Raw genomic sequence first — 22,642 nt, forward strand, 5'->3', positions numbered from 1 at the left:
CCGCGGCGATGGGCAACCGCCTCTCGAAGATCTACACCCGCACCGGCGACGACGGCAGCACCGGTCTCGGCGACGGCAACCGCACCGGCAAGGATTCGGCCCGGGTCGGCGCCTACGGCACGGTCGACGAAGCCAACTCCTGCATCGGCCTGGTATTGGCCGCGGAGCTGCCGCCGGTCATCCGCGAACAACTGGTCGCGATCCAGCACCAGTTGTTCGACCTCGGCGGGGAGCTGTGCATCCCCGGCCACTCGGCGATCTTCGACGCCGACATCGACCGCCTGGAGCAGTGGCTCGACGCGCATAACGACGAGCTGCCGCCGCTGAAGGACTTCATCCTGCCCGGCGGCGGCGAAGCCGCGGCCCGCTGCCATATCGCCCGCACCGTGGTCCGCCGCGCCGAACGCGAAACCGTCGCCCTGGCCCGGATCGAGGACGTGCGCCCGCAAGCGGTGCGCTATCTCAACCGCCTCTCCGACCTGCTGTTCGTGCTGGCCCGCGTGCTGGCCCGCGCCAGCGGCCACGGCGAGGTGCTGTGGAACCACGAGCGGCGCAAGGCCTGATCGCGCCATGCGCGTCTACACGCACCCGGCCTGCACCCGCCACGACCCCGGCCCGGGGCATGCCGAGCGGCCGCTGCGCCTGGTCGCGGTAACCGAGGCCCTGCGCGAAGCCTTTCCCGCACTCGACTGGCGCGAGGCGCCCAGCGCCATCCGCGGCCAGCTGCTGCGCGCCCACGACGACGCCCTGCTCGCCCTGGTGCTGGACACCGCGGTCGACGGACCGATGGCGCTGGACCCCGACACCGTGCTCGCGCCGGGCTCGGCCGAAGCCGCCCTGCGCGCGGCGGGCGCCGGCGTGGCCGCGGTCGACGCGGTGCTCAAGGGCGAGGAACGGCGCGTGTTCTGCGCGGTGCGTCCGCCCGGCCACCACGCCACCTACGACACGGCGATGGGCTTCTGCCTGTTCAACAACATCGCCGTCGCCGCCGCTCACGCCTGCGACAAGCACAATCTGGCGCGCATCGCGGTGATCGATTTCGACGTCCACCATGGCAACGGCACCCAGGCGATCTTCGACGCCGACCCGCGAGTGATGTACGTCAGTTCGCACCAGATGCCGCTGTATCCCGACACCGGCTACGCCCACGAGCGCGGGATCGGCAACATCGTCAACGCGCCGTTGCCGCCGGGCACCGGCAGCGAAGGCTTCCGCAAGGTCTGGCGCGAGCGCCTGCTGCCGACCATCGACGGCTTCCGCCCGCAGTTGCTGCTGATCTCGGCCGGGTTCGACGCGCACCGCCGCGACCCGCTGGCCCAGGTCGAACTGGACGGCGAGGACTTCGCCTGGATCACCCGCGAACTGGTCGCCATCGCCGAGCGCCATGCCGGCGGTCGGGTGGTGTCGATGCTGGAAGGCGGCTACGACCTGGCCGCGCTGCGCGAGAGCGCGGTGGCGCACGTGGGGGCCTTGATGGCCGCCCCCCTGTAGGAGCGGCGTAAGCCGCGACCACCGCGAACCCGGTCGAACCAAGCGCCCGGGCTGTTACGAGACGCCGGACCGCAACCCGCCACTTGGGGCCGTACGACCGCCCGCCAGGAAACCGACCATTCGCCGCCACAGCAGCCTGGTCGGACGGCCGGGGTTCGGACAGGCCGAGCATTACCCGGCTTCGGCACGACCGCCTGGTCCTCGGCAAGCCGGCGATTCGTCGCTGCCGAACAACCGGGCTTCGGGCGGGCCGCGCATTACGTAGCGTCGGTTCCCTCAAACCCCAGCGCCGCCGAATTGATGCAATAGCGCAGCCCGGTCGGCCGCGGCCCATCCGGGAACACATGCCCCAGGTGCGAGGCGCAGCGCGCGCACTTGACCTCGATCCGGCGCATACCGTGACTCTCGTCGGCGTGCTCGCTGACCGCCTGCGGGTTCAAGGGCTGCCAATAACTCGGCCAGCCGCTGCCGGAGTCGTACTTGGCCTCGGACGAGAACAGCGGCTCGCCGCAGGCGACGCAGGTGTAGGTGCCGGCTTCCTTGTGATTCCAGAAACGGCCGGTGAAAGCGCGCTCGGTGGCCGAACAACGGCACACGGCGTACTGCTCCGGGCTCAGCTGCTCGCGCCATTCAGCTTCGCTCTTGGCGACCGAGGCCGGGTCGGGACGGGGGGACTGGCTCATGGGCTCCTCCGGATCGGGGCGAGGCGTTCGGGGAAGATGAACGCCGATGCCGCTTAAATGGCGCTCGCGTTGCCCGCTTGCAAGGGATACGGCAAGCTAACCGCCGTTTTTCCGTCCACCGGATGCTCGCGTGCGCAAACCCCTCCGCCTGCTCCCGTTGTCGCTGTGCATCGCCATCGCCCTGCCCGCGTACGCGGCGGACGACAACGAGAACTGGGGCCTGTGTCCGCTGATCGACGCGGTGCCGTCCTTCGACGACGCCCCGACCCCGACCGGCACCGCCGAGCAACGCGCCGAGCAGCCCACCGACATCGACGGCGGCAGCCTGCAGCGCGCCGGCGCCAACGAGAACATCGTCGTGCAGGACAATGTGCGCCTGAGCCGCGGCGACCAGTTCCTCGGCACCGACAAGCTCACCTACAACCAGGAATCCGGCAAGTACACCGCCGAGGGCCACGTCCGTTACCAGGACTCGAGCATGCGCCTGGTGGCCGAGCGGGCCGAAGGCGACCAGAACGCCGACCAGCACCGCATCGACGAGGTCGACTACCAGCTGACCGCGCGCCGCGGCAACGGCGGCGCCGAGCGGATCGAGCTCAACGGCACCAAGGGCTCGCTGCACGGCTCGACCTATTCCACCTGCGCGCCGAACCAGCGCGCCTGGGAACTGCGCGCCCACCGCATCGACATCGATACCGCCGAAGGCATGGGCGTGGCGCGCAGCGCCACCCTGCGGATCGGCAAGGTGCCGGTGCTGTACGTGCCCTGGTTCGTGTTCCCGGTCGACGACCGCCGCCGCACCGGCCTGCTGTACCCGAACATCTCCATGTCGGGCAAGAACGGCTTCGACTGGCGCCAGCCGATCTACCTCAACCTGGCGCCGAACTACGACGCCACCTTGTACCCGCGCTACATGGCGCGCCGCGGCGGCTCGATCGGCGGCGAGTTCCGCTGGCTGTACGAGAACGGCTCCGGCGAGGTCTCGGCCAACTGGATGCCGCACGACGACCTGCCGAACAAGGACCCGCAGCGCTATACCGACTACCGCCGCGACGACCCGCGCGGCCTGTTCCAGATTCCCAAGGACCGCCGCCCGGTCGACAACCGCGGCGAGTTCGCGCTCAAGGCCAGCCATCGCCTCGACGGCACCTGGTACGCCAGCGCCAACCTGGCCTGGGTCAGCGACAAGTACTACCTGCAGGACTTCAGCAACAGCCTGTACGGCCAGTCGGCGATCTCGCTGCGCAGCGAAATCGGCCTGTTCGGCCGCGGCCGCTACTGGGACGCCAGCTTCACCGCCGACCACAACCAACTGGCCGACTTCACCCTGCAGGAAAACTCGCTGGCCTACGATCGCCTGCCGCGCGCGACCTTCCACTGGGCGCAGCCGTGGAACCGCTGGGTCGAGACCGGCGTCGACACCGAGGCGGTGCGTTTCCAGCACGAGGACATGAAGTTCACCCCGGGCGACCCGGCCGCGCCGATCGGGCTGCGCCGCGAGATCCCCGGCGGCAGCCGCTTCGACATCAAGCCCTACGTCAGCTTCCCGCTGGAGGGCGCGTCCTGGTTCATCCGGCCCAAGCTGGCCTACCGCTACACCGCCTACGAGCTGGACGGGAACCTGGCCGCACAGTTGGCCAACCAGCAGGCCGACGACTATGTAAACGCGCATAGCAGAGACACCAATCCGCCGGTCAAGACCGACGAACTGGTGCGCAGTTTCTACAACAAGTCGCCGCACCGCGCCCTGCCGATCACCTCGATCGACGCCGGCATGTACTTCGACCGCCACACCGAAATCCGCGGCGAAAGCTACCTGCACACGCTGGAACCGCGCGTGTTCTACCTGCGCGCGCCGTACCGCGACCAGGACGGCCTGCCGCTGTTCGACACCAACCCGATGTCGTTCAGCTGGGGCGCGCTGTTCCGCGACAACCGCTATTCCGGCGCCGACCGCCAGACCGACGCCAACCAGCTCACCACGGCCCTGACCACCCGCCTGATCAGCGAGGCCGACGGCCGCGAGCGGCTGGCCGCCAGCATCGGCCAGATCCAGTATTTCGACGACATCCGCGTCACCGCCGGCGCCGAACAGCCGATCAAGCAGGGCAAGTCGGCCTGGGTGGCCGACGTCAGCGTCTCGCCCAGCGACCGCTGGACCATCAACGCCACCTACCAGTGGGACCCGCGCCTGCGCAGCGAGGACGTGGCCAGCCTGCGCGCGCGCTACCTGTTCGGCAATTCCGGCGTGGTCAACTTCGCCTACCGCTACCGCCGCAACCTGGCCGCGCTGCCCGACGCCCGCCGCGAGGACCGCGACCAGTACGAGCAGGCCGACTTCTCCTTCCTGTACCCGATCAACGACAACTGGAGCGTGGTCGGCCGCTACTACTACTCGATCAAGGACAAGCGCCCCCTCGAGCAGATCGCCGGCGTGCAATGGGAAAGCTGCTGCCTGGCGGTGCGCGCGATCGCCCGCCGCTACCAGCGCAACCGCTCCGAAGACCTCAACAGCTCCTTTCAGGTGGAGTTCGAACTCAAGGGTCTAGGCTCGGCCGGCCAGAACACGGAGCGCGTTTTGCGCCGTGCTATTCTCGGCTACAACCGCGACGACCTGTACCTGACGCCGCCGTCTCCCACGGTCAGCCGCGAAAACCGCGGCGCCGACGCCGACTCGACCCTCGACCCGACCCTATGAACAAAATTTTCGCGAGCCGCCCGCTCCTTGCGAGCCCGGTTTTGGCAAGTCTGCTGGCCGTCGGCTCGTTGTTCGGCGGGGCGGCCTACGCCCAGGACACCCAGCCGATCGACCGCATCGCCGCGGTGGTGGACGAGGACGTGATCCTCAAGACCGAGCTCGACCGGGCCTTGGCCAACATCCTCAGCCAGTACGCTGGGCGCAGCGAACAGCTGCCGCCGCGCGACGTGCTCGAGCGCCAGGTCCTGGAGCGCCTGATCCTGGTCAAGATTCAGGTCGCCCAGGCCCTGGGCACCGGCGTTCGGGTCGGCGATCCGGAGGTCGAGCAGGCCATCGCCGGCATCGCCAATTCCAACCGCATCAGCGTCGACCAGCTGCGCCAACAGGTCGCCCGCGACGGCAGCTCGTTCGCCGACTTCCGCAGCTCGGTCCGCGACGAATTGCTGATCCAGCGCCTGCGCCAGCGCTTCGCCCAGACCCGGGTCTCGGTCAGCGACGCCGAAATCGACGCCGCCCTGGCCGCCCAGGCCAATTCCGGCACCCAGTACCACCTGGCCCACATCCTGATCGCCCTGCCCGAAGGCGCCACCCCGGAGCAGATCGCGACCGCGCAGAAGAAGGTCGACGGCGTCAAGGCGCTGATCGACAAGGGCGAGATGGACTTCAACGCCGCCGCCGTCCGCTATTCCGACAGCCCCAACGCGCTGGAAGGCGGCGACCTGGGCTGGCGCAGCATGGACGAGATCCCGGCCGCGTTCGCCGAGCTCATGCGCAAGATGACCCCGGGCCAGGTCACCGAGCCCTTGCGCGGCGCCAGCGGCTTCCAGCTGCTGAAGCTGGTCGAGGTGCGCGACGCCTCGCAGAGCGGCCCGAAGATGGTCACCCAGTACCACGCCCGCCACATCCTGATCCGCACCAACGACAACGTCAGCGACGCCCAGGCCAAGGCCAAGGCCGACACCCTGCGCGCCCGCCTCGCCGGCGGCGCCAAGTTCGAGGACGTGGTCAAGGAAAGCTCGGAAGACCTGACCTCGCAGACCAAGGGCGGCGACCTGGGCTGGTTCATGCAGGACGAGTTCGGTCCGGAGTTCGGCGGCGCCGTCGCCGCGCTGGCCGACAACGAAATCTCCGCGCCGGTGCGCACCCAGGCCGGCTACCACATCGTCCAGCGCCTCGGCACCCGCCAGAGCGACGTCTCCGACCAGAGCAAGCGCGCTCAGGTCCAGGAGACCATCGGCCGGCGCAAGCTGGAAGAAGAGTGGAACCGCTTCCTGCGCGAGAAGCGCGGCGAGGCCTATGTCGACTTCCGTATCGGCAAGGGCTCGGAGCAGAACAACCCGCCGGCCGAGCCGGCCAAGCCCGCCACCTCCGGCGGTTGACGTGACCCCGCCCCGGCTCGCGCTGGTGCCGGGCGAGCCGGCCGGCGTCGGGCCGGAGCTGTGCGTGCGGCTGCTGCAGCAACCGCGCGACTACGACCTGATCGCCTACGCCGACCCGCGCAGCCTGCGCGCCGCGGCCGACGCCCTCGCCCTGCCCCTGACCCTGTTGCCCCCGGACCGTCCCTCGCGGGCGCCGGGCGAAGTGGCCGTGGTCGAAATCCCCAACCCCGTGCTGCCGGCCTTCGGCACCCCCGAGCCGGCCAACGCCGCGGCCGTGATCCAGGCCCTGCGCGACGCCGCCCAGGCCTGCCTGGACGGGCGCCTGGACGGCATCGTCACCGGCCCGGTGCACAAGGCCGCGATCAACCAGGGCGGCATCGCCTACACCGGCACCACCGAGCTGCTGGCCGAACAGGCCGGCTGCGAGGTGGTGATGATGCTCGCCAACGCCGTCGTCCGGGTCGCCCTGGCGACCACCCACCTGCCCCTGCGCCAGGTCGCCGACGCGATCCGGCCCGAACCGCTGGCGCGCACCCTGCGCATCCTCGACGCCGCCCTGCGCCGCGATTTCGGCCTGACGCGGCCGGCCATCGCCGTGCTCGGCCTGAACCCGCACGCCGGCGAGGCCGGGCATCTGGGGCGGGAGGAGATCGAGGTGATCGAGCCGCTGCTGGAACGCCTGCGCGGCGAAGGCCTGAACCTGATCGGCCCGCTGCCGGCCGACACCGCCTTCCTGCCGGCCAAGCTGCGCGGCTACGACGCGGTCTTGGCCATGTACCACGACCAGGGCCTGCCGGTGCTCAAATACAGCGGCTTCGAACACGCCGTGAACCTGACCCTGGGCCTACCCTATCCGCGCGTCGCGGTCGATCACGGCACCGCGCTCGACCTGGCCGGCCGCGGCCTGGCCGACCCGTCCAGCCTGATCGCCGCCGCCACCGCCTGCGCGCGCATCGCGCGCACCCGCCGCCAGACCGGAGCCACGCCATGACCGGCACGGCCAAGACCCATGCCAAGGGCTTCAAGCCCGAAGCGAAAAAACACCTCGGCCAGCACTTCCTGCACGACGCCGGCGTCATCGGCATGATCGTGCACGCCGTCGACCCCAAGCCCGGCGACCGCCTGGTCGAGATCGGCCCCGGCCAGGGCGCGATCACCTTCCCGCTGCTGGATCGCCACGGCGAACTGACCGTGATCGAGTTCGACCGCGACCTGATCTTCCCGCTGACCGAGACCGCGCGCGCCCACGGCACCCTGGAGGTGATCCACCGCGACGTGCTCACGGTGGATTTCAGCGCCCTGGCCCACAACGGCGGGCCGATCCGGCTGGTCGGCAACCTGCCCTACAACCTGTCCTCGCCGATCCTGTTCCATGCCCTGGAGCACGCCGCGGCGATCGTCGACATGCACTTCATGCTGCAGAAAGAAGTGGTCGACCGCATGGCCGCCGTGCCGGGCAGCAAGGTCTACGGCCGGCTCAGCGTGATGCTGCAGGCCTATTGCCAGGTGATCGCCCTGTTCGACGTGCCGCCGGCCGCGTTCCGGCCGCCGCCGAAGGTCGATTCGGCGGTGGTGCGGATGATTCCGCATCCGCCGGAGAAAATCGGCATCGCCGACCACGCGCTGTTCGCGCGGGTGGTCCGCGACGCCTTCGGCCAGCGGCGCAAGACCTTGCGCAACGCCTTGTCGCAGGTCTGCGACGGCGCCGCGATCGAGGCCGCCGGCCTGCGCCCGGACGCGCGCGCCGAGCAGATCGAGGTCGCCGATTTCGTCCGCCTGGCCAACTCGCTCGCCGCCAGCGGCGCGGCCCTGGCCGAACCCGGCTGAGCCGCGCGTTCTCACAACGCGAGGAACCGGCCGTTTTTCCGGTGCAGGAGCGCCGCCCGCTCGGGCGGGGCCGGCGCGCGCCGACGCACATAATGCGGCGCCGCCGCAGTCGCGCTATTTTCCGATCGGGCAACCCGCTCGGGTCCATCGCAGGGACGCGCCGGACGAACTCATTACCGCTTCATCCTTGCTTTGCTTACACTGCCGCCATGGAACACCGTCACGACTACGCCTTCGACATCGACGTCGCCACCCGCTATCTGGACGACCAGTCCGAGCCGGAGCAGGACCGTTATGTCTTCGCCTACACCATCCACATCCGCAATGCCGGCAAGGTGCCGGCGCGGCTGATGTCGCGGCACTGGGTGATCACCGACGCCAACGGCAAGGTGCAGGAAGTGCGCGGCGACGGCGTGGTCGGCGAACAGCCGTGGCTGCGCCCCGGCGACGATTACGAGTACACCTCCGGCGCGGTGCTGGAAACCAGCCTGGGGACGATGGAAGGCAGCTACGCGATGGTCGCCGACGACGGCACCCGTTTCGACGCGCCGATTCCGGCGTTCACGCTCACCGTTCCGCGCACCCTGCACTGAGCGCGGATCGGCTATGAGCGTTTGGGCTATCGGCGACCTGCAAGGCTGTTACGACGCGACCCAGCGACTGCTGGAGCGGATCGCGTTCGATCCGGCGCGCGACACGCTTTGGTTTTGCGGCGATCTGGTGAACCGCGGCGGCCAGTCGCTGGAAACCTTGCGCCTGGTGCATTCGCTGCGCCAGAACAGCATCGTCGTGCTCGGCAACCACGACCTGTCGCTGCTGGCGATCGGCGAGCGCACCGAGGAAGAGCAGCGCAAGGTCAATCCCGACCTGCAGCGCATCGTGCTGGCCGAGGACCGCAACGAACTGCTGGGCTGGCTGCGCATGCAGAAACTGGTCCACGCCGACCGCAAGCTCGGCTGGATGATGGTCCACGCCGGCCTGGCGCCGAAATGGACCACCGGCATGGCCGAGCGCCATGCGCGCGAGGTCGAGGAGCGCCTGCACGGCGATCAATACCGGCGCCTGCTCAAGAACATGTACGGCGATCGCCCGGCCTGGAATCCCAAGCTGGCCGGGATCGACCGCCACCGCGCGATCATCAACGTCTTCACCCGCCTGCGCTATTGCACGCCGCGCGGCCGGATCGCGTTCGAGGACAAGGGCAGCCCCGGCACCCAGCCGGTCGGCCTCTACCCCTGGTACGAAGTGCCGGGCCGGGCCGAACGCGATCTCAAGATCGTCTGCGGCCACTGGTCCACCCTGGGGCTGTTCATCGGCCACGGCGTGCACGCGATCGACACCGGTGCGGTCTGGGGCGGCAAGCTCACCGCGCTGCAGTTGGACACCGACGAACTGCGGCTGGTCCAAGTGCCCGGCCGCGACGTGCCGGCGCAACCGCCGCGGCCGCGGCCGCCGCGCCCGCCGCAGGGCGGCTGAGCCGTCCATGCCGCCTGCGCGCCACGGACGGCGTCGCCCTGCGCAGCGGCAGCGCCGTTCGGCCGCGCAGGCCGCGACGGCGCTGCTCGCCGTCGCGCTGCTCGCCGCCTGCTCGCCCGATACGACGCCGCACCCCGAGGGGCGTGGCGACGTCCGCGCCCGGCCGGGGCTCTCGCCAGCGGCGACCGGACCGGCGCCGCCCTGGGTCGCAGCGGCCCGCGCGCAGATCGGCGTGACCCGTTTCTACGACCCGGCCTACGTGCGCCTGGCCTATCCCGGCGGCGACGTCGCCGCCGACCGCGGCGTCTGCACCGACGTGGTGATCCGCGCCCTGCGCAGCCAGGGCCTGGACCTGCAGCAGGCCGTGCACGAGGACATGCGCGCGAACTTCGCCGCCTACCCCGGGCTGTGGGGCGCGACCGCGACCGACCGCAGCATCGACCACCGCCGGGTGCCGAACCTGCGACGCTGGTTCGAACGCCAGCGCTGGTCGCTGCCGCCCAGCGATCGCCCGGCCGACTACCGTCCCGGCGATCTGGTGACCTGGGTGCTGCCGGGCAATCTGCCGCACATCGGCATCGTGTCCGAGCGGCGCGGCTGGAGCGGCCGGCCGCTGATCCTGCACAACATCGGCCGCGGCACCCAGGAAGAAGACCTGCTGTTCGCCTATCCGATCACCGGCCGCTATCGGCCGCAGGCGGCCGCCATCGCCGCCTGGGCGCGGCGCGCCGATGCCGGCGCGGAAACCGCCGCGGCGCCGTAGCGCCGACGCTCAATCCATGCCGACGCGCAGGTAGTCGACGAATTCGAACGCGAACTCGTTGCGCGCGTCGGCCGCATGCGACTCGCGCGCGGTCACCCGCCATTCTTCGCGATCGAAGCGCGGGAAATAGGCGTCGGCGTTCTCGACCTCGGTATCGACCCAGGTCAGGTGCAGTCGCGCCGCGGCCGGCAGGCACAAGGCATAGACCTCGCCGCCGCCGATCACGCACAGCTCCGGCGCGCCTTCGGCCTGCACGCCGTGCAAGGCCTGCTCGACCGAATCCACCGGCTCCATTCCCGGAAAGGGCGCCCGCGCCGAGCGGGTCAGCACCAGGTTGCGCCGGCCCGGCAGAGCCCGGCCCAGCGACAGCGCGGTCTTGCGCCCCATCAGCAGCGGCTTGCCCAGGGTCAGCGCCTTGAAGCGCTTGAGATCGTCGACCAGCCGCCACGGCAATGCGTTGTCGCGGCCGATGGCCAGCTTGCGGTCGAGGGCGGCGATCAATACCAGTCGGGTCATGCGCACGGGCTCCGTAACGGAAGGACGAACGGCGGCCTCAGCGCCCGCCGCGCAAGGCCTCGGACAGGCGCCCGCGCGAAGCGAAATCCCATTGCCCGCCGTACTCGATGTCGTCGAGTTTCCACTGCCCGTCTTCGCGCAACAACAGCGCGCGGTCGGTCCAACGGCTGACCTCGCTCGACGGCGACTCCCGGTAACTCAATTCGATCTCGAAGCTTTCGCGATCCGGCCCCGACACCGTGCGCGCGCCGATCCGATAACCGGTCGGGCCTTCGTACAGGCTGGAGAAAAGATCGCCGTCGACGAAAGGCGGCTTTTCGTCCGGGTGCGCGGCGATCGCCGCATCGCGTTCGCGCGCGGCGCCGGCGATCAGGCCGAGCAGACGCTTGGACAGCAGCGGACGATAGCGCTGCATGGCCTCGCCGTCGGGCAAGCCGCCGCTGCGGATATCGACATGAACGCGGTAGAAGGCCTCGGCGACGGCCTGCGCGCTGTCGCCGCGCACGGCGTCGGCCGCGCGGGCGCTCGGCGCATGCTGCGGCCGCTCGCCGGCCGAGCCGCATGCGGTCGCCATCGACGCGAACAAGATCGCAAAGCACCAGCCGGCAACACGGTATCGCTGCATGAGGTCTCCTAAGGCGCCACCGACGGCGCCGGTGACGCTCACGCTACTGGGGCGCCGGTTCGAACCGCGTGTAGCGCAGTCGCGCGAGCCGCCGGCTCAGACCGCGACCGGCGCCTTGATCGCCGGCCACGGGTCGTAGCCTTCGATCGCGATGTCGTCGTAGCCGAAGCCGAACACGTCCTTGATCCCGGGATTGAGCTTCAGCGTCGGCAGCGCGCGCGGCGCGCGCGTGAGCTGCTCGCGCGCCTGCTCGAAGTGGTTCGAGTACAGATGCGCGTCGCCGAGGGTGTGGACGAAATCGCCCACGCCCAGGCCGCAGGCCTGCGCGACCATGTGGGTCAGCAGGGCGTAGCTGGCGATGTTGAACGGCACGCCGAGGAAGATGTCGCCGCTGCGCTGGTACAACTGGCAGCTGAGCTTGCCGTCGACCACGTAGAACTGGAACAGCGCATGGCAGGGCATCAGCGCCATCCGCGGCAGGTCGGCCACGTTCCAGGCGCTGACGATCAGCCGGCGCGAGTCGGGATTGCGCTTGATCTCCTCGACCACCCAGTGGATCTGGTCGACCTCGACCCCGTCGGCGCCGGACCAGCGCCGCCACTGCTTGCCGTAGACCGGGCCCAGCTCGCCGTCGGCGTCGGCCCACTCGTCCCAGATGCTGACCTTGTGTTCCTTCAGATAGGCGATGTTGGTCTCGCCCTTCAGGAACCACAGCAGCTCGTGCACGATCGAGCGCAGGTGCAGCTTCTTGGTCGTGACCAGCGGGAAGCCCTGGTTCAGATCGAAGCGCATCTGCCAGCCGAACACGCTGCGGGTGCCGGTGCCGGTGCGGTCGGACTTGTCGCTGCCGCGTTCCAGCACATGACGAAGCAGGTCGAGATATTGCTGCATGGTCAGCCCTTCGCCGGTTCGGCCGCGGCCGGCTGCGGTTGCAGCGTCGGCGAACGGGTCGACAGCCACAGCCAGAACAGGCCGAGCACGATCAGCGGCGTGCTCAGCACCTGGCCCATGGTCAGCCAACCGAACGCCAGATAGCCGTGGTCGCCGATCTGCGCATCGGGCACGCGCACGAACTCGACCAGGAAGCGGAAGCAGCCGTACAGCAGCGCGAACAGGCCGGACACCGCATAGCGCGGGCGCGGCTTGCGCGAGAACCACCACAGCGCCAGGAACATGACCAAGCCTTCCAACGCCGCCTGGTACAGCTGCGAGGGGTGGCGGGCGAAACGCTCCAGCGCGCCGGCGGCGAACTGGGTCTGCAACTGCTCGCTGGTCCAGCCGGCGAACTCCGGCGCGCGCGGGAAGATCACGCCCCAGCCGGCTTCGGTGGGCTTGCCCCACAACTCGCCGCCGATGTAGTTGCCGAGCCGGCCGAAGCCCAGCCCGGGCGGCACCAGCGGGGCGATGAAATCCATGCTGTCGAAGAAGTGCGTGCGGTGCCGGTGCGACCACCACAGCACCGCGGCCATCACGCCGAGCAGGCCGCCGTGGAAACTCATGCCGCCTTCCCAGATCCGGAACAGCATCAGCGGGTCCTTCGCCAGCTCGGCGAAGTTGTAGAACAGCACATAGCCGATGCGCCCGCCGAGCACGACGCCGAGCATGGCGTAGAACAGCAGATCGCCATAGGCCTGCTCGCCGACCCCGGGCAGACGCCCGGCGCGGACCCGCTGCCGGCCCAGCCACCAGGCGGTGACGAAGCCGAGCAGATACATGATCCCGTACCAGTGGACTTGCAGCGGGCCCAGGCTCAGGGCGATCGGATCGATCTGGTGCAGGATGGTCATGCGGCGGGACGGCTCGGGGGACGATGACCGCCGTATTGTGCCCGAGCCGGCCTGTACCCGGGGTGCCGGTTGCGGCCGCTGCGGACCGCGCGCCCGCGTCGCGGCGCGCTACAACAGCACCGGCCGGTCCGGCAGCTCGTTGCCGCCCGCCGCCGCATCGGCCGGGCCGCGCGGGAAGTGTTCGGCGACGATCTCGCTCAGCGCCGCGATGCCGGCGATCACCGCCGCCTCGGCCTCGCCGGCGGCCAGGCCGCGCTGGATCGACTCGCATACCGCCTGCCAACGCTCGTCGCCGACCCGCGCCGCGTAACCGCGGTCGGCGACGATTTCGATCCGGTGCTCGGCCAGCAACAGGTACAGCAGCACGCCGCTGTTGCCGGCGGTGTCCCACACGCCGAGTCCGGCGAACGCCGCCCGCGCCGCCGCGCGCGCGTCGCGCCCGGCCCACAGCGCGCGCCACGGCAAGCGCTCTTCGACCGCGAAGCAGACCTGGCCGCGATGGCGCGCCTCGCCGGCGGCGATCGCCGCCGCGATGCGCTGCAGGCTCGCTTCCGGAAACAGGCGCCGCGAGGAGGGCGCGAACAGGTGCCGCCACCAACGCATCACCAACTCCCCGAGGCGCCGCCGCCTCCGCTGGACCCGCCGCCGCCCGACCAGCCGCCGCCGCCCCCACCGCCGCCCCAGCCGCCTCCGCCGCCGCCCCAGCCACCGCCGTAGCCGCCCCAGCCGCCGCCGCGGGCGTAGTGCCCGCCGACGCTGCCGAGCAGACCGGCGAACAGGCCGATCAGGGCGCACAGCCCGACCAGCCACCACGCCAGCGACAACAGCCAGGCGACGCCGCCGACCACCACGGCGGTGATCGCCCCGCGCAGCAGGGCCGGCAGGCGGCCGAGCAAGGCGCGCACGAACTGGGCGCCGAACACGGCGATGAACACCGCCAGCAGCCAGCCGTCGTCGCCCTCGCCGCCTCCGCCCTGGCCGGACGCCATCGGCGCCGGCAACGGCTCGCCGTCGATCAGCCGCACCAGCATCGCGCTGGCGTCGGCGAGGCCGCCGGCGTAGTCGCCGGCGCGGAACTTCGGCGCCAGGTACTCCTGGATGATGCGGCCGGACTGGGCGTCGGTGATCGCGCCCTCCAGGCCGTAGCCGACTTCGATCCGCACCCGCCGGTCGTCCTTGGCCACCACCAGCAGCACGCCGTCGTCGACGCCCTTGCGGCCCAGGCGGAACTGTTCGTAGGCGCGCACCGCGTAGGCGGCGATGTCCTCCGGCGCGGTGGTAGGCACCATCAGCACCTGCAGCTGGCTGCCCTTGCGCCGCTGCAGCTCGCGCGCCTGCGCCTCCAGGCGCGCGCGGGCGTCGGCGTCGAGGGTCGCGGTGGTGTCGACCACCGGCGAGGTCAGCGCCGGAATCGGCTGCAGAGCCTGGGCCCGCAACGGCCCCGGCAGGGCCGCCAGGACCAGCAGCCACAGCCCGACCAGCAGCGCCGCGAACGCGCTGCGGCCACGGGCGATTGCGGCCGATGCCGCCATCGGCGCCTCAGCCCTGCGACGGGGCCGGCGGGGTCTGCGCCGGCGCGCTGGGCTGGCCGAAATCGACCTTCGGCGCCTGCTGGATCTCGGCCGCGTTCTCGACCGTGAAATTGGGCTTGGTCGCGTAGCCGAACAGCTTGGCGGTCAGGTTGGTCGGGAACTGGCGGATGTAGGTGTTGTAGTCCTGCACCGCGCCGATGTAGCGCTGGCGCTCGACCGCGATCCGGTTCTCGGTGCCTTCCAGCTGGGTCTGCAGGCTGAGGAAGCTCTGGTCCGCCTTGAGCTGCGGATAGTTTTCGCTGACCACCAGCAGGCGGCCGATCGCGCCGCGCAACTCGCCCTGGGCCTGTTCGAACTGCTTCAGCGATTCGGGGTCGTTGGCGTTGACGTTGATGCTGCCGACCTTGGCCCGGGCCTCGGTGACCTGGGTCAGCACCTGCTGTTCGTGGCTGGCATAGCCGCGCACGGTCGCGACCAGGTTCGGCACCAGGTCGGCGCGGCGCTTGTAGACGTTGAGCACCTGCGACCAGGCGGCGGTCACCGCTTCGTCCTTCTGTTGGATGCTGTTGTAGCCGCAGCCGCTGAGCAGCGCGGTCAACGCGAGCACGATCAAGGCACGGAACATGGCGCGACTCCTGGTTGCACGGGCGACGGCCGCATTGCAGCACCGGCCCCGGGCGGACGCAATGGACGCGATGTGACGACCGGGACGAAGGGGTCAAGCACACTTACCCCCTCCCCCGCGCTGCCCGCCATTCGGCGCCTGGGTGCGCTGCGCCTGCGGCGCCGGCGCGAACGCCGCAACTTCGCGCCTCAGCGCGCGCCAAGCCCTGCGTCCACAACGACGAAGGCCGGCAATCGCTTGCCGGCCTTCGCTGGGACGCTGCGCGCTCGCGGCGGCGTTTATTCGGTGCTGAGCCGCAGGGTGGCGCGGCGACGGGCCCACAGGTTCAGGCACTCGACCAGGGCCGAGAAGCCCATCGCACCGTAGATGTAGCCCTTCGGGATATGGATCTCGAAGCCGTCGGCGATCAGGTACACGCCGACCAGGACGATGAAGGCCAGCGCCAGCATCTTGATGGTCGGGTTGTTGTCGATGAAATGGCCCAGCGGCTTGGCCGCCAGCAGCATCACGCCGACCGCGAGCAGGATCGCGGCGACCATCACCGGGGTGTGGTTGGCCATGCCGACCGCGGCGATCACCGAGTCCAGCGAGAACACGATGTCGATCACCGCGATCTGCGCGATCACCATCATGAACGACGCCGCCGGCTTGGTGTGCACGTCCTCGGACTCGTCCTCGCCGGCGATCAGGTCCTTGATCTCCATCGAGCCCTTCACCAGCAAGAAGGCGCCGCCGAGGATCAGCACCAGGTCGCGCACCGAAATGCCCTGGCCGAACACGTGGAACAGGTCGCTGGTCAGCCCGGCCAGCCAGGCCAGGGTCAGCAGCAGGGCGATGCGGGTGATGCACGCCACCGCGATGCCGAACTTGCGCGCTTTCTCGCGCTGGTCGAACGGCAGCTTGCTGACCGCGATCGAGATGAACACCAGGTTGTCGATGCCGAGCACGATTTCGATCGCGCTCAGGGTGATCAGGGTGATCCAGACTTGCGGATCGGTCAGCAATTCAATCACGTGCGGCATACCTCAAAGAAAGTCGATATCGGAAAGCCCGCGGGCGAGCCGCGGTCGGCGCGCCGCGGAGGCGACGCCTGCGGCCGCGGACGCGGCCGGAAACACGGAACCGGCGCCGTCCCGGCGCTCAGCCCATCAGATGAGTCCACAGCCGCGGGCCGAGGATCGCGGCCCAGATCAGCAGCACGTTCATCAACAGCACGAACACCGCCGCCGAGCCCATGTCCTTGGCGCGCCCGGCCAGCTCGTGGAACTCCGGACCGTAGCGTTCGATCACCGCCTCGACCGCGGAGTTGAGCAGCTCCACGCTCAACACCAGCAGGATCGAACCGATCAGCAGCGAGCGCTCGACCCCGTTCTGGCCGAAGTACCAGCCCACCGGCGCCAGGACCAGGAACAGGTAGACCTCGAGCCGGAACGAGGATTCGTGCAGCCAGGCCGCCCGCAGCCCCTGGAACGACCAGGTCGCGGCCTTCAGGATCCGTCCCGGGCCGCGCGGCAGATGCCCGTATTCGTCAGCCACGCCGGCGCTCCGTCGTCGCGATCGTGCTGCGGCAGCACAGGCGTTCGGGCAGGAACGGCGCAGCGATGGGCATGGCAGGGGATCTCGATGGCAGGCCGGACGGCCAGGCGGACGCGGCCGGAGCCGCTACGGCCGGGGATTTTGCCACAAGCCCGATGACCCTGCCCTCGCGGCCGGCGCCGGCCCGCGGGCAGCCTGGGGCCCAAGCCGCGGCGCATACCGCCGGAACCGCGGCGGCGGCGACCGACCGGTCCGGCCGCCGCCACGGCTATCACATTGGCGGCCGCAGCCGCTTGCCCTTGCCCTTGCCGTCGCCGTGAACAGCTTGGCGCCGCATCGAACTCGCGAGAACGCCCTGGAGCCCCGAAGGGCGGCCCGCAGGGAGGCGGGCCGTGCGCAGCCGGGCCAGGGAGGGCCGGTGCGGAGCAGCCCCGCGCAGGCTAGGCCCCATAGTGGCTTTTGATTCGAAACCGCCATGGCGTTTTCTTTGGCTACTTTTTGACCGAAGGAAATCCAGTAGGACGTTGTCGCCTTGGACAAAGAAAGTGACCCGGCCGCTTGCGGACGGAAGCTTGGCTTGGGAGCTTTTGTCCCTAGAAGCCGGCGCTACGGTTTCGGGTTTCGATCAATGGCGAAGGCGTTGATTTCTCTGCGCGTCCCATGGTCGCGGCTTACGCCGCTCCTACAAGGGGGCGGGCGGTCTCGCAGCGGCGATGTCGCGCTGCCAGTAGCCGCGCAGTTGCTCGCGCTGGCGCGGGCTCAGGCCGGCGACGCAGGCCTCGAGCAACTCGTCCGCGCCCGCCGCGTCGCCGGCCGCCAGCGTCTCCCGCGCCGCCTCCAGCAAGGCCCGCCGGCGCACGTCGAGATTGCCGAACGGATCGAACCAGGAATCCACCCGGGCCGCGTCCTTGACCCCGGTCCAGGCAAAGCGCGCCTCGCCGGCCTCGCCAGCGATGGCGCGGTAGCCCGCGATCGCCGCGTTGCGCCCGATCCGTCCTTGCAGCAGATCCAGCCGCACCCGGAACAGACGCGCCTGCGGCGTGGCGCCGGCGGCTTCCAGCGCCGCCACCGCGCGGCCGACATAGGCATAGTCCACCGCCCCGCCCGCCGCCTGCACGCCGAGCAGATTGAAGCTCGCGATCGCGGTCTGGTACTCGACCCGGTCGTGCGCCTGGACCGTCCGCGCGTCGGGCCGGCCCAGCGACGAGGGCTGCACCAGGCGCAGGCCGGGCTCCTCGGCGAGAATCGCTTCGATGTCGTGCTTGTGGAACTCGCCGACGACCACGACCACCGTGCCGCCCGGATGCGCGCGCGCTGCCGCGGCGATGCGCTGCGCCTGCAGGTAAGTGCGGTACAGATACAGGCGCCGCGGCAGATCGTGCCTGGCGCGCTTGGCCGGTGTCGTCGCCCAGTCGCGCACCTTGCTCAGGCGGGCGGGGTCGTCGGCATGGAAGAAATCGCGCTGCAGGCTTTCCGGGCCGAAACTCAGAAACCCCATGAAGCCCTTGAGCGGACGCAGCTCCGGCGGCGCGTCCAGGGCCAGGCCGAAACCCAGCTTCTGATCTTCGACCGGCGGTTCCCAGTCGATCGGGCACAGCTCGATGCCGTGACGGCGCGCAAACGGCACCGCGACGTCCTGCACTTCGTAGGTGAACTCGTAGAAATCGCCGCGCGCGAACGCCTCCGGCGCGCGCTCGATGCAGATCGCGTCGGGCCTGATGCGGTCGAGGAAAGCGTCCAACAGCGCCGGCCGGTCGCGCTCGGACACCAATTGCGCGGCGTGGTCGACGCCGAGGATCGTCACCGTCGTCGTCGTCGTCGCCGGCGCCGCAGCGGCCGGCGCGGGCGCAGCCGCGAACGCCTGCCACGGCAGCAACCACAACAGCGTCAGCCACCACTTGCTCATGTCCGCTCCGTTCCCGGTCGTCGCCGGCACCATGGCACGGCGCGGCGATCCGCGCCCGTGCCCGAGGTCGTGGTCCTGCGCCGCGCCTTACTGCTGGCGCAATGCTTCGATCGGATCCAGCTGCGAGGCCTTGCGCGCCGGGTAATAACCGAAGAACAGACCGGTGGCGATCGAGAACCCCGCGGCCAGGCCGATCACCTTGCCGTTCAGCGCCACCGGCAAGGCCCCGAACTTGCTCACCAGCAAGGTACCGACCACGCCGATGGCGATGCCCAGCGCGCCGCCGATCAACGAGATCAGCATCGCCTCGGCCAGGAACTGCCGGCGAATGTCGCCGGGTCCCGCGCCGACCGCCATGCGCAGGCCGATCTCGCGGATCCGTTCGGTCACCGAGACCAGCATGATGTTCATGATGCCGATGCCGCCGACGATCAGCGAAATCGTCGCCACCGCGCCGAGCAGCAGCGACATCAGCCGGGTGGTCTGGGTGCGAGTCGCGACCACTTCGGCGATGTTGCGCACGCTGAAGTCGTCATCGGCGCCGGGCTGGATGCGATGGCGTTGGCGCAGCAGGCTTTCGATCTGCTCCTGCGCATAAGCGACGTCCTCGGCGCGGCCGACGCCGACCGCGATCTGCATCACCGCGCCGGTCGGCAGGCCCATCGCCCCGAGCAGACGACGGCGCCCGGTTTCCAGCGGCACCAGCACCACATCGTCCTGGTCCTGGCCGAAACCGCCCTGGCCCTTGGGCTTGAGCGTACCGACCACCGTGAACGGCACTCGCCCCAGGCGCACGGTCTGGCCGATCGCGTCCTCGTCGCCGAACAGTTCGCGGCGCACGGTTTCGCCGAGGATCACCGACTTGGTGCCGCTGCCGTAGTCGCGCGCTTCGAACGCTGCGCCGGAGGCGATGCTCCAACCGTTGATGTCGAAGAAATCCGCCTGCACGCCCTGCCACTGGGTTGACCAGTTGTTCTCGGCGTACACCGCCTGGGTGCCGCCGCGCAGCGAGGCGGCGACGTACTGGACCTCGCCGATCTCGTTGCGGATCGACTCGGCGTCGGCTTCGGTCAGGGTGAAGAAGCTCGACGCGCTCAGGCGCACGCCGCCGGCGCCGCGGCCGCCGCCGCCCGAGCTGATGTCGAGCCGGTTCGAGCCCAACCCGGACACCAGCTTGTCGATTTCCGACTGGGTGCCCTGGCCGACCGAGACCATCACGATCACCGCGGCGATGCCGATGATCACGCCCAGCGAGGTCAGCGCGCTGCGCAGCCAATTGCCTCGCAGAGCGAACACCGCCGTACGCAGCACTTCCAGGAAGTTCATGCGCCGGCCTCCTGCTCGTGCAGCTCGCCGTCGCGCATGACGAAGGTGCGGCCGGCATGCGCGGCCACGTCCGGGTCGTGGGTGATCAGCACCACGGTGTGGTCTTCGGCTTGCAGGCGCTTGAACAGAGCCAGGATCTCCTCGCCGGTGCGGGTATCGAGCGCACCGGTGGGTTCGTCGGCGAGCAGGATCGGCGGCCGGTTGATCAGCGCGCGGGCGATCGCCACGCGCTGCTGCTGACCGCCGGACAACTCGCTCGGCCGATGTCCGGCGCGACCGCCCAGGCCGACCGCTTCCAGCGCCGCCTGGGCGCGCTGCAGGCGTTCATCGCGCGGCACGTTGGCATAGCCCATCGGCATCGCCACGTTTTCCAATGCGTTCATGCGCGGCAACAGGTTGAAGCCCTGGAACACGAAACCGATCTTGTCGCGGCGCAGGATCGCGCGCGCTTCCGCGTCCAGGCTGGCGACGTCGACGCCGTCGCACAGGTAGCTGCCGCTGCTGGGTGTATCCAGGCAGCCGATCAGGTTCATCAGGGTCGACTTGCCCGAACCCGACGGCCCCATGATCGCGACGAACTCGCCGCGCGCGATCGTCAGGTCGACACCGTGCAAGGCGATCACCTCGGCCTCGCTGCCGGGCGAATAGACCTTGCCCAGGCCGCGGGTTTCGATGACCGGATGCGCGTCGGCGACCTCGCTCATGGGCCGGTGCGTCCGCTGCCGACCACGATCTCGTCGCCTTCGCGCACGTTGCCGGAGACCTCGGTCCAGCTGCCGTCGCTGGCGCCGACCCGCACCACCACCGGCTCGGGCTTGCCGCCGGCCAGCTTGTACAGCGGCACTCGGCGCGCGGTCACCAGGTTGGCGATCTCGGCGTCCCAGCGTGCGCGCTGGCCGTCGTCGAGCAGGCTGCGGAAAGCGCCGAACTGCTGATTGAAGCGTTCCAGCATGCGCTGGCGCGCGGCGCCGGACATGGCGCCGCCGTTGCGGTTGCGATTGTTGTTGCCGCCCCCGCCGCCCGGCCCGCGGCCGCCGCCGATGATGATCGGCGCGCCGCCGCCCGGCGGTCCGCCCGCGCTCGCCGCCGGCGCCGCGCTGCGCGCGGCCATGCGCTGCTTCATCTGCGCCAGCGCGGCGTCGAATGCGGCCTGCTGCTGCGCGTTCAACTTCAGCGCCTGCGCGACCTGCGGCAGGTCGTTGCCGAGACCGCCGCGCACGCCGCCGTTCGGGCCGGCATTGCCGGCGCCGGCGGCGTCTTCGTCGGCCGGCTTGTAGCGCAGCGCGGCGTTGCTGACCCGCAGCACGTCGTCGCGGCGGCTGACCTCGATCTCGGCGTTGGCGGTCATGCCCGGCAGCAGCGCGCCGTCGGGGTTGTCGACCGAGACCACCACCGGATAGGTGATGACGTTGCTGGTATTGGTCGCCGACAGCCGTACCTGCTGCACTTGCCCGCGGAAACGGCGATCGGGGAAGGAATCGACGGTGAAGTTCACGCCCTGGCCGGCCTTGACCTGGCCGATGTCGGCCTCGTCGATGGCCAGCACGATTTCCATTTTCGACAAGTCTTCGGCGATCTGGAACAGCACCGGCGACTGCAGGCTCGCGGCCACGGTCTGGCCGGGCTCGACGCTGCGGGTCAGGACCACGCCGTCGACCGGCGCGCGGATCACCGTGCGCTGCAGATTGAGGCGGGTGGTCTGGGTCGAGGCGATCTGCTGCTCGATCTGGGCCTGGGCGCCGTTGAGCTGGGCCCGCGCCTGGTCGCGCGCGGCGCGGGCCAGGTCGGCATCGCTGCGCGAGACCAGTTGCTTGGCCGCCAGTTCGGACTTGCGCTGGTAATCGAGTTCGGCATTGCGCAAGGTCGCCTGGGCGGTGGCGAGGCTGGCGCGCGCGTTCTGGATCTGCGCCGAACCCTGGGCGATCTGCGCCTCGTAGGTGGCCGGGTCGATGCGCGCGATCACCTGGCCCTTGCTGACCCGGTCGTTGTAGTCGACCAGCACCTCGGTGACTTGCCCGGAGATCTGGCTGCCCACGTCGACGGTCGAGATCGCCGCCAGCGCGCCGGTGGCCGAGATCGCCACGCGGATGTCGCCGCGCTCGATCTTGGCGGTGCGATAGGCTCCGGCGGCCTCCGCCGCGCTCTGCTTGCGGTAGTAGTACCAGCCGCTGCCGGCCAGCGCCGCCGCCACCGCCGCGATCAGCAGCCGTTGCGGCCAGGGCGATTTGCGCGGCCGCGCAGTCGGAGTCGGGCGGGACGGGGGGGACGGCTTGGCTGCGCTCATGTGGCTGATTTCGAGAGTTATGCAGGCGCCAACGCACCAGGCTGAATGCGGTTGACAGCGGCGCGGTCGGCGACGGCGGCACGGACGCGGCGGCGCAGCGACGGTTCAGCCGGATCGACGCGGCGATAGCGTCGCGCCCACGCGCGATTCTGCCCAAGGATTCGCGCCGCGGCGAAACCGTCGCACGG

23 protein-coding genes are annotated in these 22,642 nt (G+C 70.3%); 9 read left to right on the forward strand and 14 right to left on the reverse strand.

All coding sequences use genetic code 11. The features are described 5' to 3' along the window. The first annotated feature begins 8 nt into the window (after positions 1–8). Together V2J18_RS17660 and V2J18_RS17665 are read left to right on the forward strand one after the other, a co-directional pair. Positions 9–563 carry a cob(I)yrinic acid a,c-diamide adenosyltransferase gene (locus V2J18_RS17660; RefSeq protein ID WP_064748887.1) on the forward strand — a complete coding sequence of 185 codons (555 nt, stop codon included), beginning with the start codon at positions 9–11 and terminating at the stop codon, positions 561–563. A 7-nt stretch (positions 564–570) separates the two neighbouring features. Then, entirely contained in the window at positions 571–1,491 is a 921-nt protein-coding gene (locus V2J18_RS17665) for a histone deacetylase family protein (RefSeq protein ID WP_336132473.1), read from the forward strand. 257 nt (positions 1,492–1,748) lie between these two features. Here V2J18_RS17665 and msrB read toward each other — a convergent pair whose 3' ends face one another. Further along, positions 1,749–2,174, reverse strand: coding sequence for a peptide-methionine (R)-S-oxide reductase MsrB (msrB, locus tag V2J18_RS17670; RefSeq protein WP_336132474.1), 426 nt, complete (start codon positions 2,172–2,174; stop codon positions 1,749–1,751). Between the two features lie 130 nt (positions 2,175–2,304). Here msrB and lptD point away from each other — a divergent pair, with 130 nt between their 5' ends. The 7 genes from lptD (at position 2,305) to V2J18_RS17705 (ending at position 10,317) form a co-directional block, all read left to right on the forward strand. Further along, complete coding sequence (gene lptD, locus V2J18_RS17675) at positions 2,305–4,872, forward strand: LPS assembly protein LptD (RefSeq protein WP_336132475.1); 2,568 nt, start codon at positions 2,305–2,307, stop codon at positions 4,870–4,872. Beyond that, on the forward strand, positions 4,869–6,251 hold the full coding sequence (locus V2J18_RS17680) for a peptidylprolyl isomerase (RefSeq protein WP_064748883.1): 1,383 nt from the start codon (positions 4,869–4,871) through the stop codon (positions 6,249–6,251). The genes lptD and V2J18_RS17680 overlap by 4 nt, the downstream gene beginning before the upstream one ends. Position 6,252: 1 nt before the next feature. Next, the gene (gene pdxA / locus V2J18_RS17685; protein ID WP_336132476.1) at positions 6,253–7,242 is read left to right on the forward strand and encodes a 4-hydroxythreonine-4-phosphate dehydrogenase PdxA; all 990 of its coding nucleotides are present in this window, start codon (positions 6,253–6,255) and stop codon (positions 7,240–7,242) included. Next, the gene (gene rsmA / locus V2J18_RS17690; protein WP_336132477.1) at positions 7,239–8,078 is read left to right on the forward strand and encodes a 16S rRNA (adenine(1518)-N(6)/adenine(1519)-N(6))-dimethyltransferase RsmA; all 840 of its coding nucleotides are present in this window, start codon (positions 7,239–7,241) and stop codon (positions 8,076–8,078) included. Before pdxA ends, rsmA begins: the two co-directional genes overlap by 4 nt. Before the next feature lie 209 nt (positions 8,079–8,287). Further along, positions 8,288–8,671, forward strand: coding sequence for a Co2+/Mg2+ efflux protein ApaG (apaG, locus tag V2J18_RS17695; RefSeq protein WP_064748880.1), 384 nt, complete (start codon positions 8,288–8,290; stop codon positions 8,669–8,671). 13 nt (positions 8,672–8,684) lie between these two features. Next, complete coding sequence (locus V2J18_RS17700) at positions 8,685–9,554, forward strand: symmetrical bis(5'-nucleosyl)-tetraphosphatase (RefSeq protein ID WP_336132478.1); 870 nt, start codon at positions 8,685–8,687, stop codon at positions 9,552–9,554. 7 nt (positions 9,555–9,561) lie between these two features. Further along, on the forward strand, positions 9,562–10,317 hold the full coding sequence (locus V2J18_RS17705; RefSeq protein WP_336132479.1) for a DUF1287 domain-containing protein: 756 nt from the start codon (positions 9,562–9,564) through the stop codon (positions 10,315–10,317). A gap of 9 nt (positions 10,318–10,326) precedes the next feature. On the opposite strand, the gene V2J18_RS17710 is transcribed toward V2J18_RS17705, so the two are convergent. From V2J18_RS17710 to V2J18_RS17770, 13 genes are all read right to left on the reverse strand, one after another. Next, positions 10,327–10,833 carry a dihydrofolate reductase gene (locus V2J18_RS17710; RefSeq protein ID WP_336132480.1) on the reverse strand — a complete coding sequence of 169 codons (507 nt, stop codon included), beginning with the start codon at positions 10,831–10,833 and terminating at the stop codon, positions 10,327–10,329. Between the two features lie 37 nt (positions 10,834–10,870). Further along, positions 10,871–11,458, reverse strand: a complete 588-nt coding sequence (locus tag V2J18_RS17715; RefSeq protein WP_336132481.1) for a YqhG/Tai3 family protein — start codon at positions 11,456–11,458, stop codon at positions 10,871–10,873. Positions 11,459–11,554: 96 nt separating this feature from the next. Then, entirely contained in the window at positions 11,555–12,349 is a 795-nt protein-coding gene (locus tag V2J18_RS17720; RefSeq protein ID WP_336132482.1) for a thymidylate synthase, read from the reverse strand. A 2-nt stretch (positions 12,350–12,351) separates the two neighbouring features. Next, positions 12,352–13,245, reverse strand: a complete 894-nt coding sequence (gene lgt, locus V2J18_RS17725; RefSeq protein WP_064748877.1) for a prolipoprotein diacylglyceryl transferase — start codon at positions 13,243–13,245, stop codon at positions 12,352–12,354. Positions 13,246–13,353: 108 nt separating this feature from the next. Further along, entirely contained in the window at positions 13,354–13,848 is a 495-nt protein-coding gene (locus tag V2J18_RS17730; protein ID WP_336132483.1) for a TPM domain-containing protein, read from the reverse strand. Further along, positions 13,848–14,777: a TPM domain-containing protein gene (locus V2J18_RS17735; protein ID WP_336132484.1), complete on the reverse strand. Its 930-nt coding sequence runs from the start codon at positions 14,775–14,777 to the stop codon at positions 13,848–13,850. Before V2J18_RS17735 ends, V2J18_RS17730 begins: the two co-directional genes overlap by 1 nt. 7 nt (positions 14,778–14,784) lie before the next feature. Then, positions 14,785–15,402 carry a LemA family protein gene (locus V2J18_RS17740; protein ID WP_064749760.1) on the reverse strand — a complete coding sequence of 206 codons (618 nt, stop codon included), beginning with the start codon at positions 15,400–15,402 and terminating at the stop codon, positions 14,785–14,787. A gap of 278 nt (positions 15,403–15,680) precedes the next feature. Continuing rightward, complete coding sequence (locus tag V2J18_RS17745; protein WP_261370216.1) at positions 15,681–16,415, reverse strand: TerC family protein; 735 nt, start codon at positions 16,413–16,415, stop codon at positions 15,681–15,683. Between the two features lie 127 nt (positions 16,416–16,542). After that, on the reverse strand, positions 16,543–16,938 hold the full coding sequence (locus V2J18_RS17750; protein WP_064749758.1) for a diacylglycerol kinase: 396 nt from the start codon (positions 16,936–16,938) through the stop codon (positions 16,543–16,545). Positions 16,939–17,620: 682 nt separating this feature from the next. Further along, positions 17,621–18,844 (reverse strand): hypothetical protein, encoded by a 1,224-nt coding sequence (locus tag V2J18_RS17755; protein WP_336132485.1) that lies wholly within the window; start codon positions 18,842–18,844, stop codon positions 17,621–17,623. Positions 18,845–18,931: 87 nt separating this feature from the next. Further along, positions 18,932–20,170, reverse strand: coding sequence for an ABC transporter permease (locus V2J18_RS17760; RefSeq protein ID WP_064746940.1), 1,239 nt, complete (start codon positions 20,168–20,170; stop codon positions 18,932–18,934). Continuing rightward, complete coding sequence (locus V2J18_RS17765; RefSeq protein ID WP_064746939.1) at positions 20,167–20,874, reverse strand: ABC transporter ATP-binding protein; 708 nt, start codon at positions 20,872–20,874, stop codon at positions 20,167–20,169. The genes V2J18_RS17760 and V2J18_RS17765 overlap by 4 nt, the downstream gene beginning before the upstream one ends. Further along, positions 20,871–22,454 carry an efflux RND transporter periplasmic adaptor subunit gene (locus V2J18_RS17770; protein ID WP_064746938.1) on the reverse strand — a complete coding sequence of 528 codons (1,584 nt, stop codon included), beginning with the start codon at positions 22,452–22,454 and terminating at the stop codon, positions 20,871–20,873. Before V2J18_RS17770 ends, V2J18_RS17765 begins: the two co-directional genes overlap by 4 nt. Between the last annotated feature and the right edge of the window lie 188 nt (positions 22,455–22,642).

The sequence above is a fragment of the Lysobacter firmicutimachus genome, assembly GCF_037027445.1.
In the GTDB taxonomy this organism is placed as follows: domain Bacteria; phylum Pseudomonadota; class Gammaproteobacteria; order Xanthomonadales; family Xanthomonadaceae; genus Lysobacter; species Lysobacter firmicutimachus.

Bases quoted from the DNA above. Each gene is read 5' to 3' on its own strand.
- V2J18_RS17705 (WP_336132479.1), top strand. From the start codon at position 9,562: ATGCCGCCTGCGCGCCACGGACGGCGTCGCCCTGCGCAGCGGCAGCGC.
- V2J18_RS17720 (WP_336132482.1), bottom strand. From the start codon at position 12,349: ATGCAGCAATATCTCGACCTGCTTCGTCATGTGCTGGAACGCGGCAGC.
- rsmA (WP_336132477.1), top strand. From the start codon at position 7,239: ATGACCGGCACGGCCAAGACCCATGCCAAGGGCTTCAAGCCCGAAGCG.
- V2J18_RS17735 (WP_336132484.1), bottom strand. From the start codon at position 14,777: ATGGCGGCATCGGCCGCAATCGCCCGTGGCCGCAGCGCGTTCGCGGCG.
- V2J18_RS17700 (WP_336132478.1), top strand. From the start codon at position 8,685: ATGAGCGTTTGGGCTATCGGCGACCTGCAAGGCTGTTACGACGCGACC.
- V2J18_RS17730 (WP_336132483.1), bottom strand. From the start codon at position 13,848: ATGCGTTGGTGGCGGCACCTGTTCGCGCCCTCCTCGCGGCGCCTGTTT.
- V2J18_RS17660 (WP_064748887.1), top strand. From the start codon at position 9: ATGGGCAACCGCCTCTCGAAGATCTACACCCGCACCGGCGACGACGGC.
- V2J18_RS17765 (WP_064746939.1), bottom strand. From the start codon at position 20,874: ATGAGCGAGGTCGCCGACGCGCATCCGGTCATCGAAACCCGCGGCCTG.
- V2J18_RS17755 (WP_336132485.1), bottom strand. From the start codon at position 18,844: ATGAGCAAGTGGTGGCTGACGCTGTTGTGGTTGCTGCCGTGGCAGGCG.
- lgt (WP_064748877.1), bottom strand. From the start codon at position 13,245: ATGACCATCCTGCACCAGATCGATCCGATCGCCCTGAGCCTGGGCCCG.
- apaG (WP_064748880.1), top strand. From the start codon at position 8,288: ATGGAACACCGTCACGACTACGCCTTCGACATCGACGTCGCCACCCGC.
- V2J18_RS17715 (WP_336132481.1), bottom strand. From the start codon at position 11,458: ATGCAGCGATACCGTGTTGCCGGCTGGTGCTTTGCGATCTTGTTCGCG.
- V2J18_RS17710 (WP_336132480.1), bottom strand. From the start codon at position 10,833: ATGACCCGACTGGTATTGATCGCCGCCCTCGACCGCAAGCTGGCCATC.
- V2J18_RS17740 (WP_064749760.1), bottom strand. From the start codon at position 15,402: ATGTTCCGTGCCTTGATCGTGCTCGCGTTGACCGCGCTGCTCAGCGGC.
- V2J18_RS17665 (WP_336132473.1), top strand. From the start codon at position 571: ATGCGCGTCTACACGCACCCGGCCTGCACCCGCCACGACCCCGGCCCG.
- V2J18_RS17760 (WP_064746940.1), bottom strand. From the start codon at position 20,170: ATGAACTTCCTGGAAGTGCTGCGTACGGCGGTGTTCGCTCTGCGAGGC.
- V2J18_RS17770 (WP_064746938.1), bottom strand. From the start codon at position 22,454: ATGAGCGCAGCCAAGCCGTCCCCCCCGTCCCGCCCGACTCCGACTGCG.
- V2J18_RS17680 (WP_064748883.1), top strand. From the start codon at position 4,869: ATGAACAAAATTTTCGCGAGCCGCCCGCTCCTTGCGAGCCCGGTTTTG.
- msrB (WP_336132474.1), bottom strand. From the start codon at position 2,174: ATGAGCCAGTCCCCCCGTCCCGACCCGGCCTCGGTCGCCAAGAGCGAA.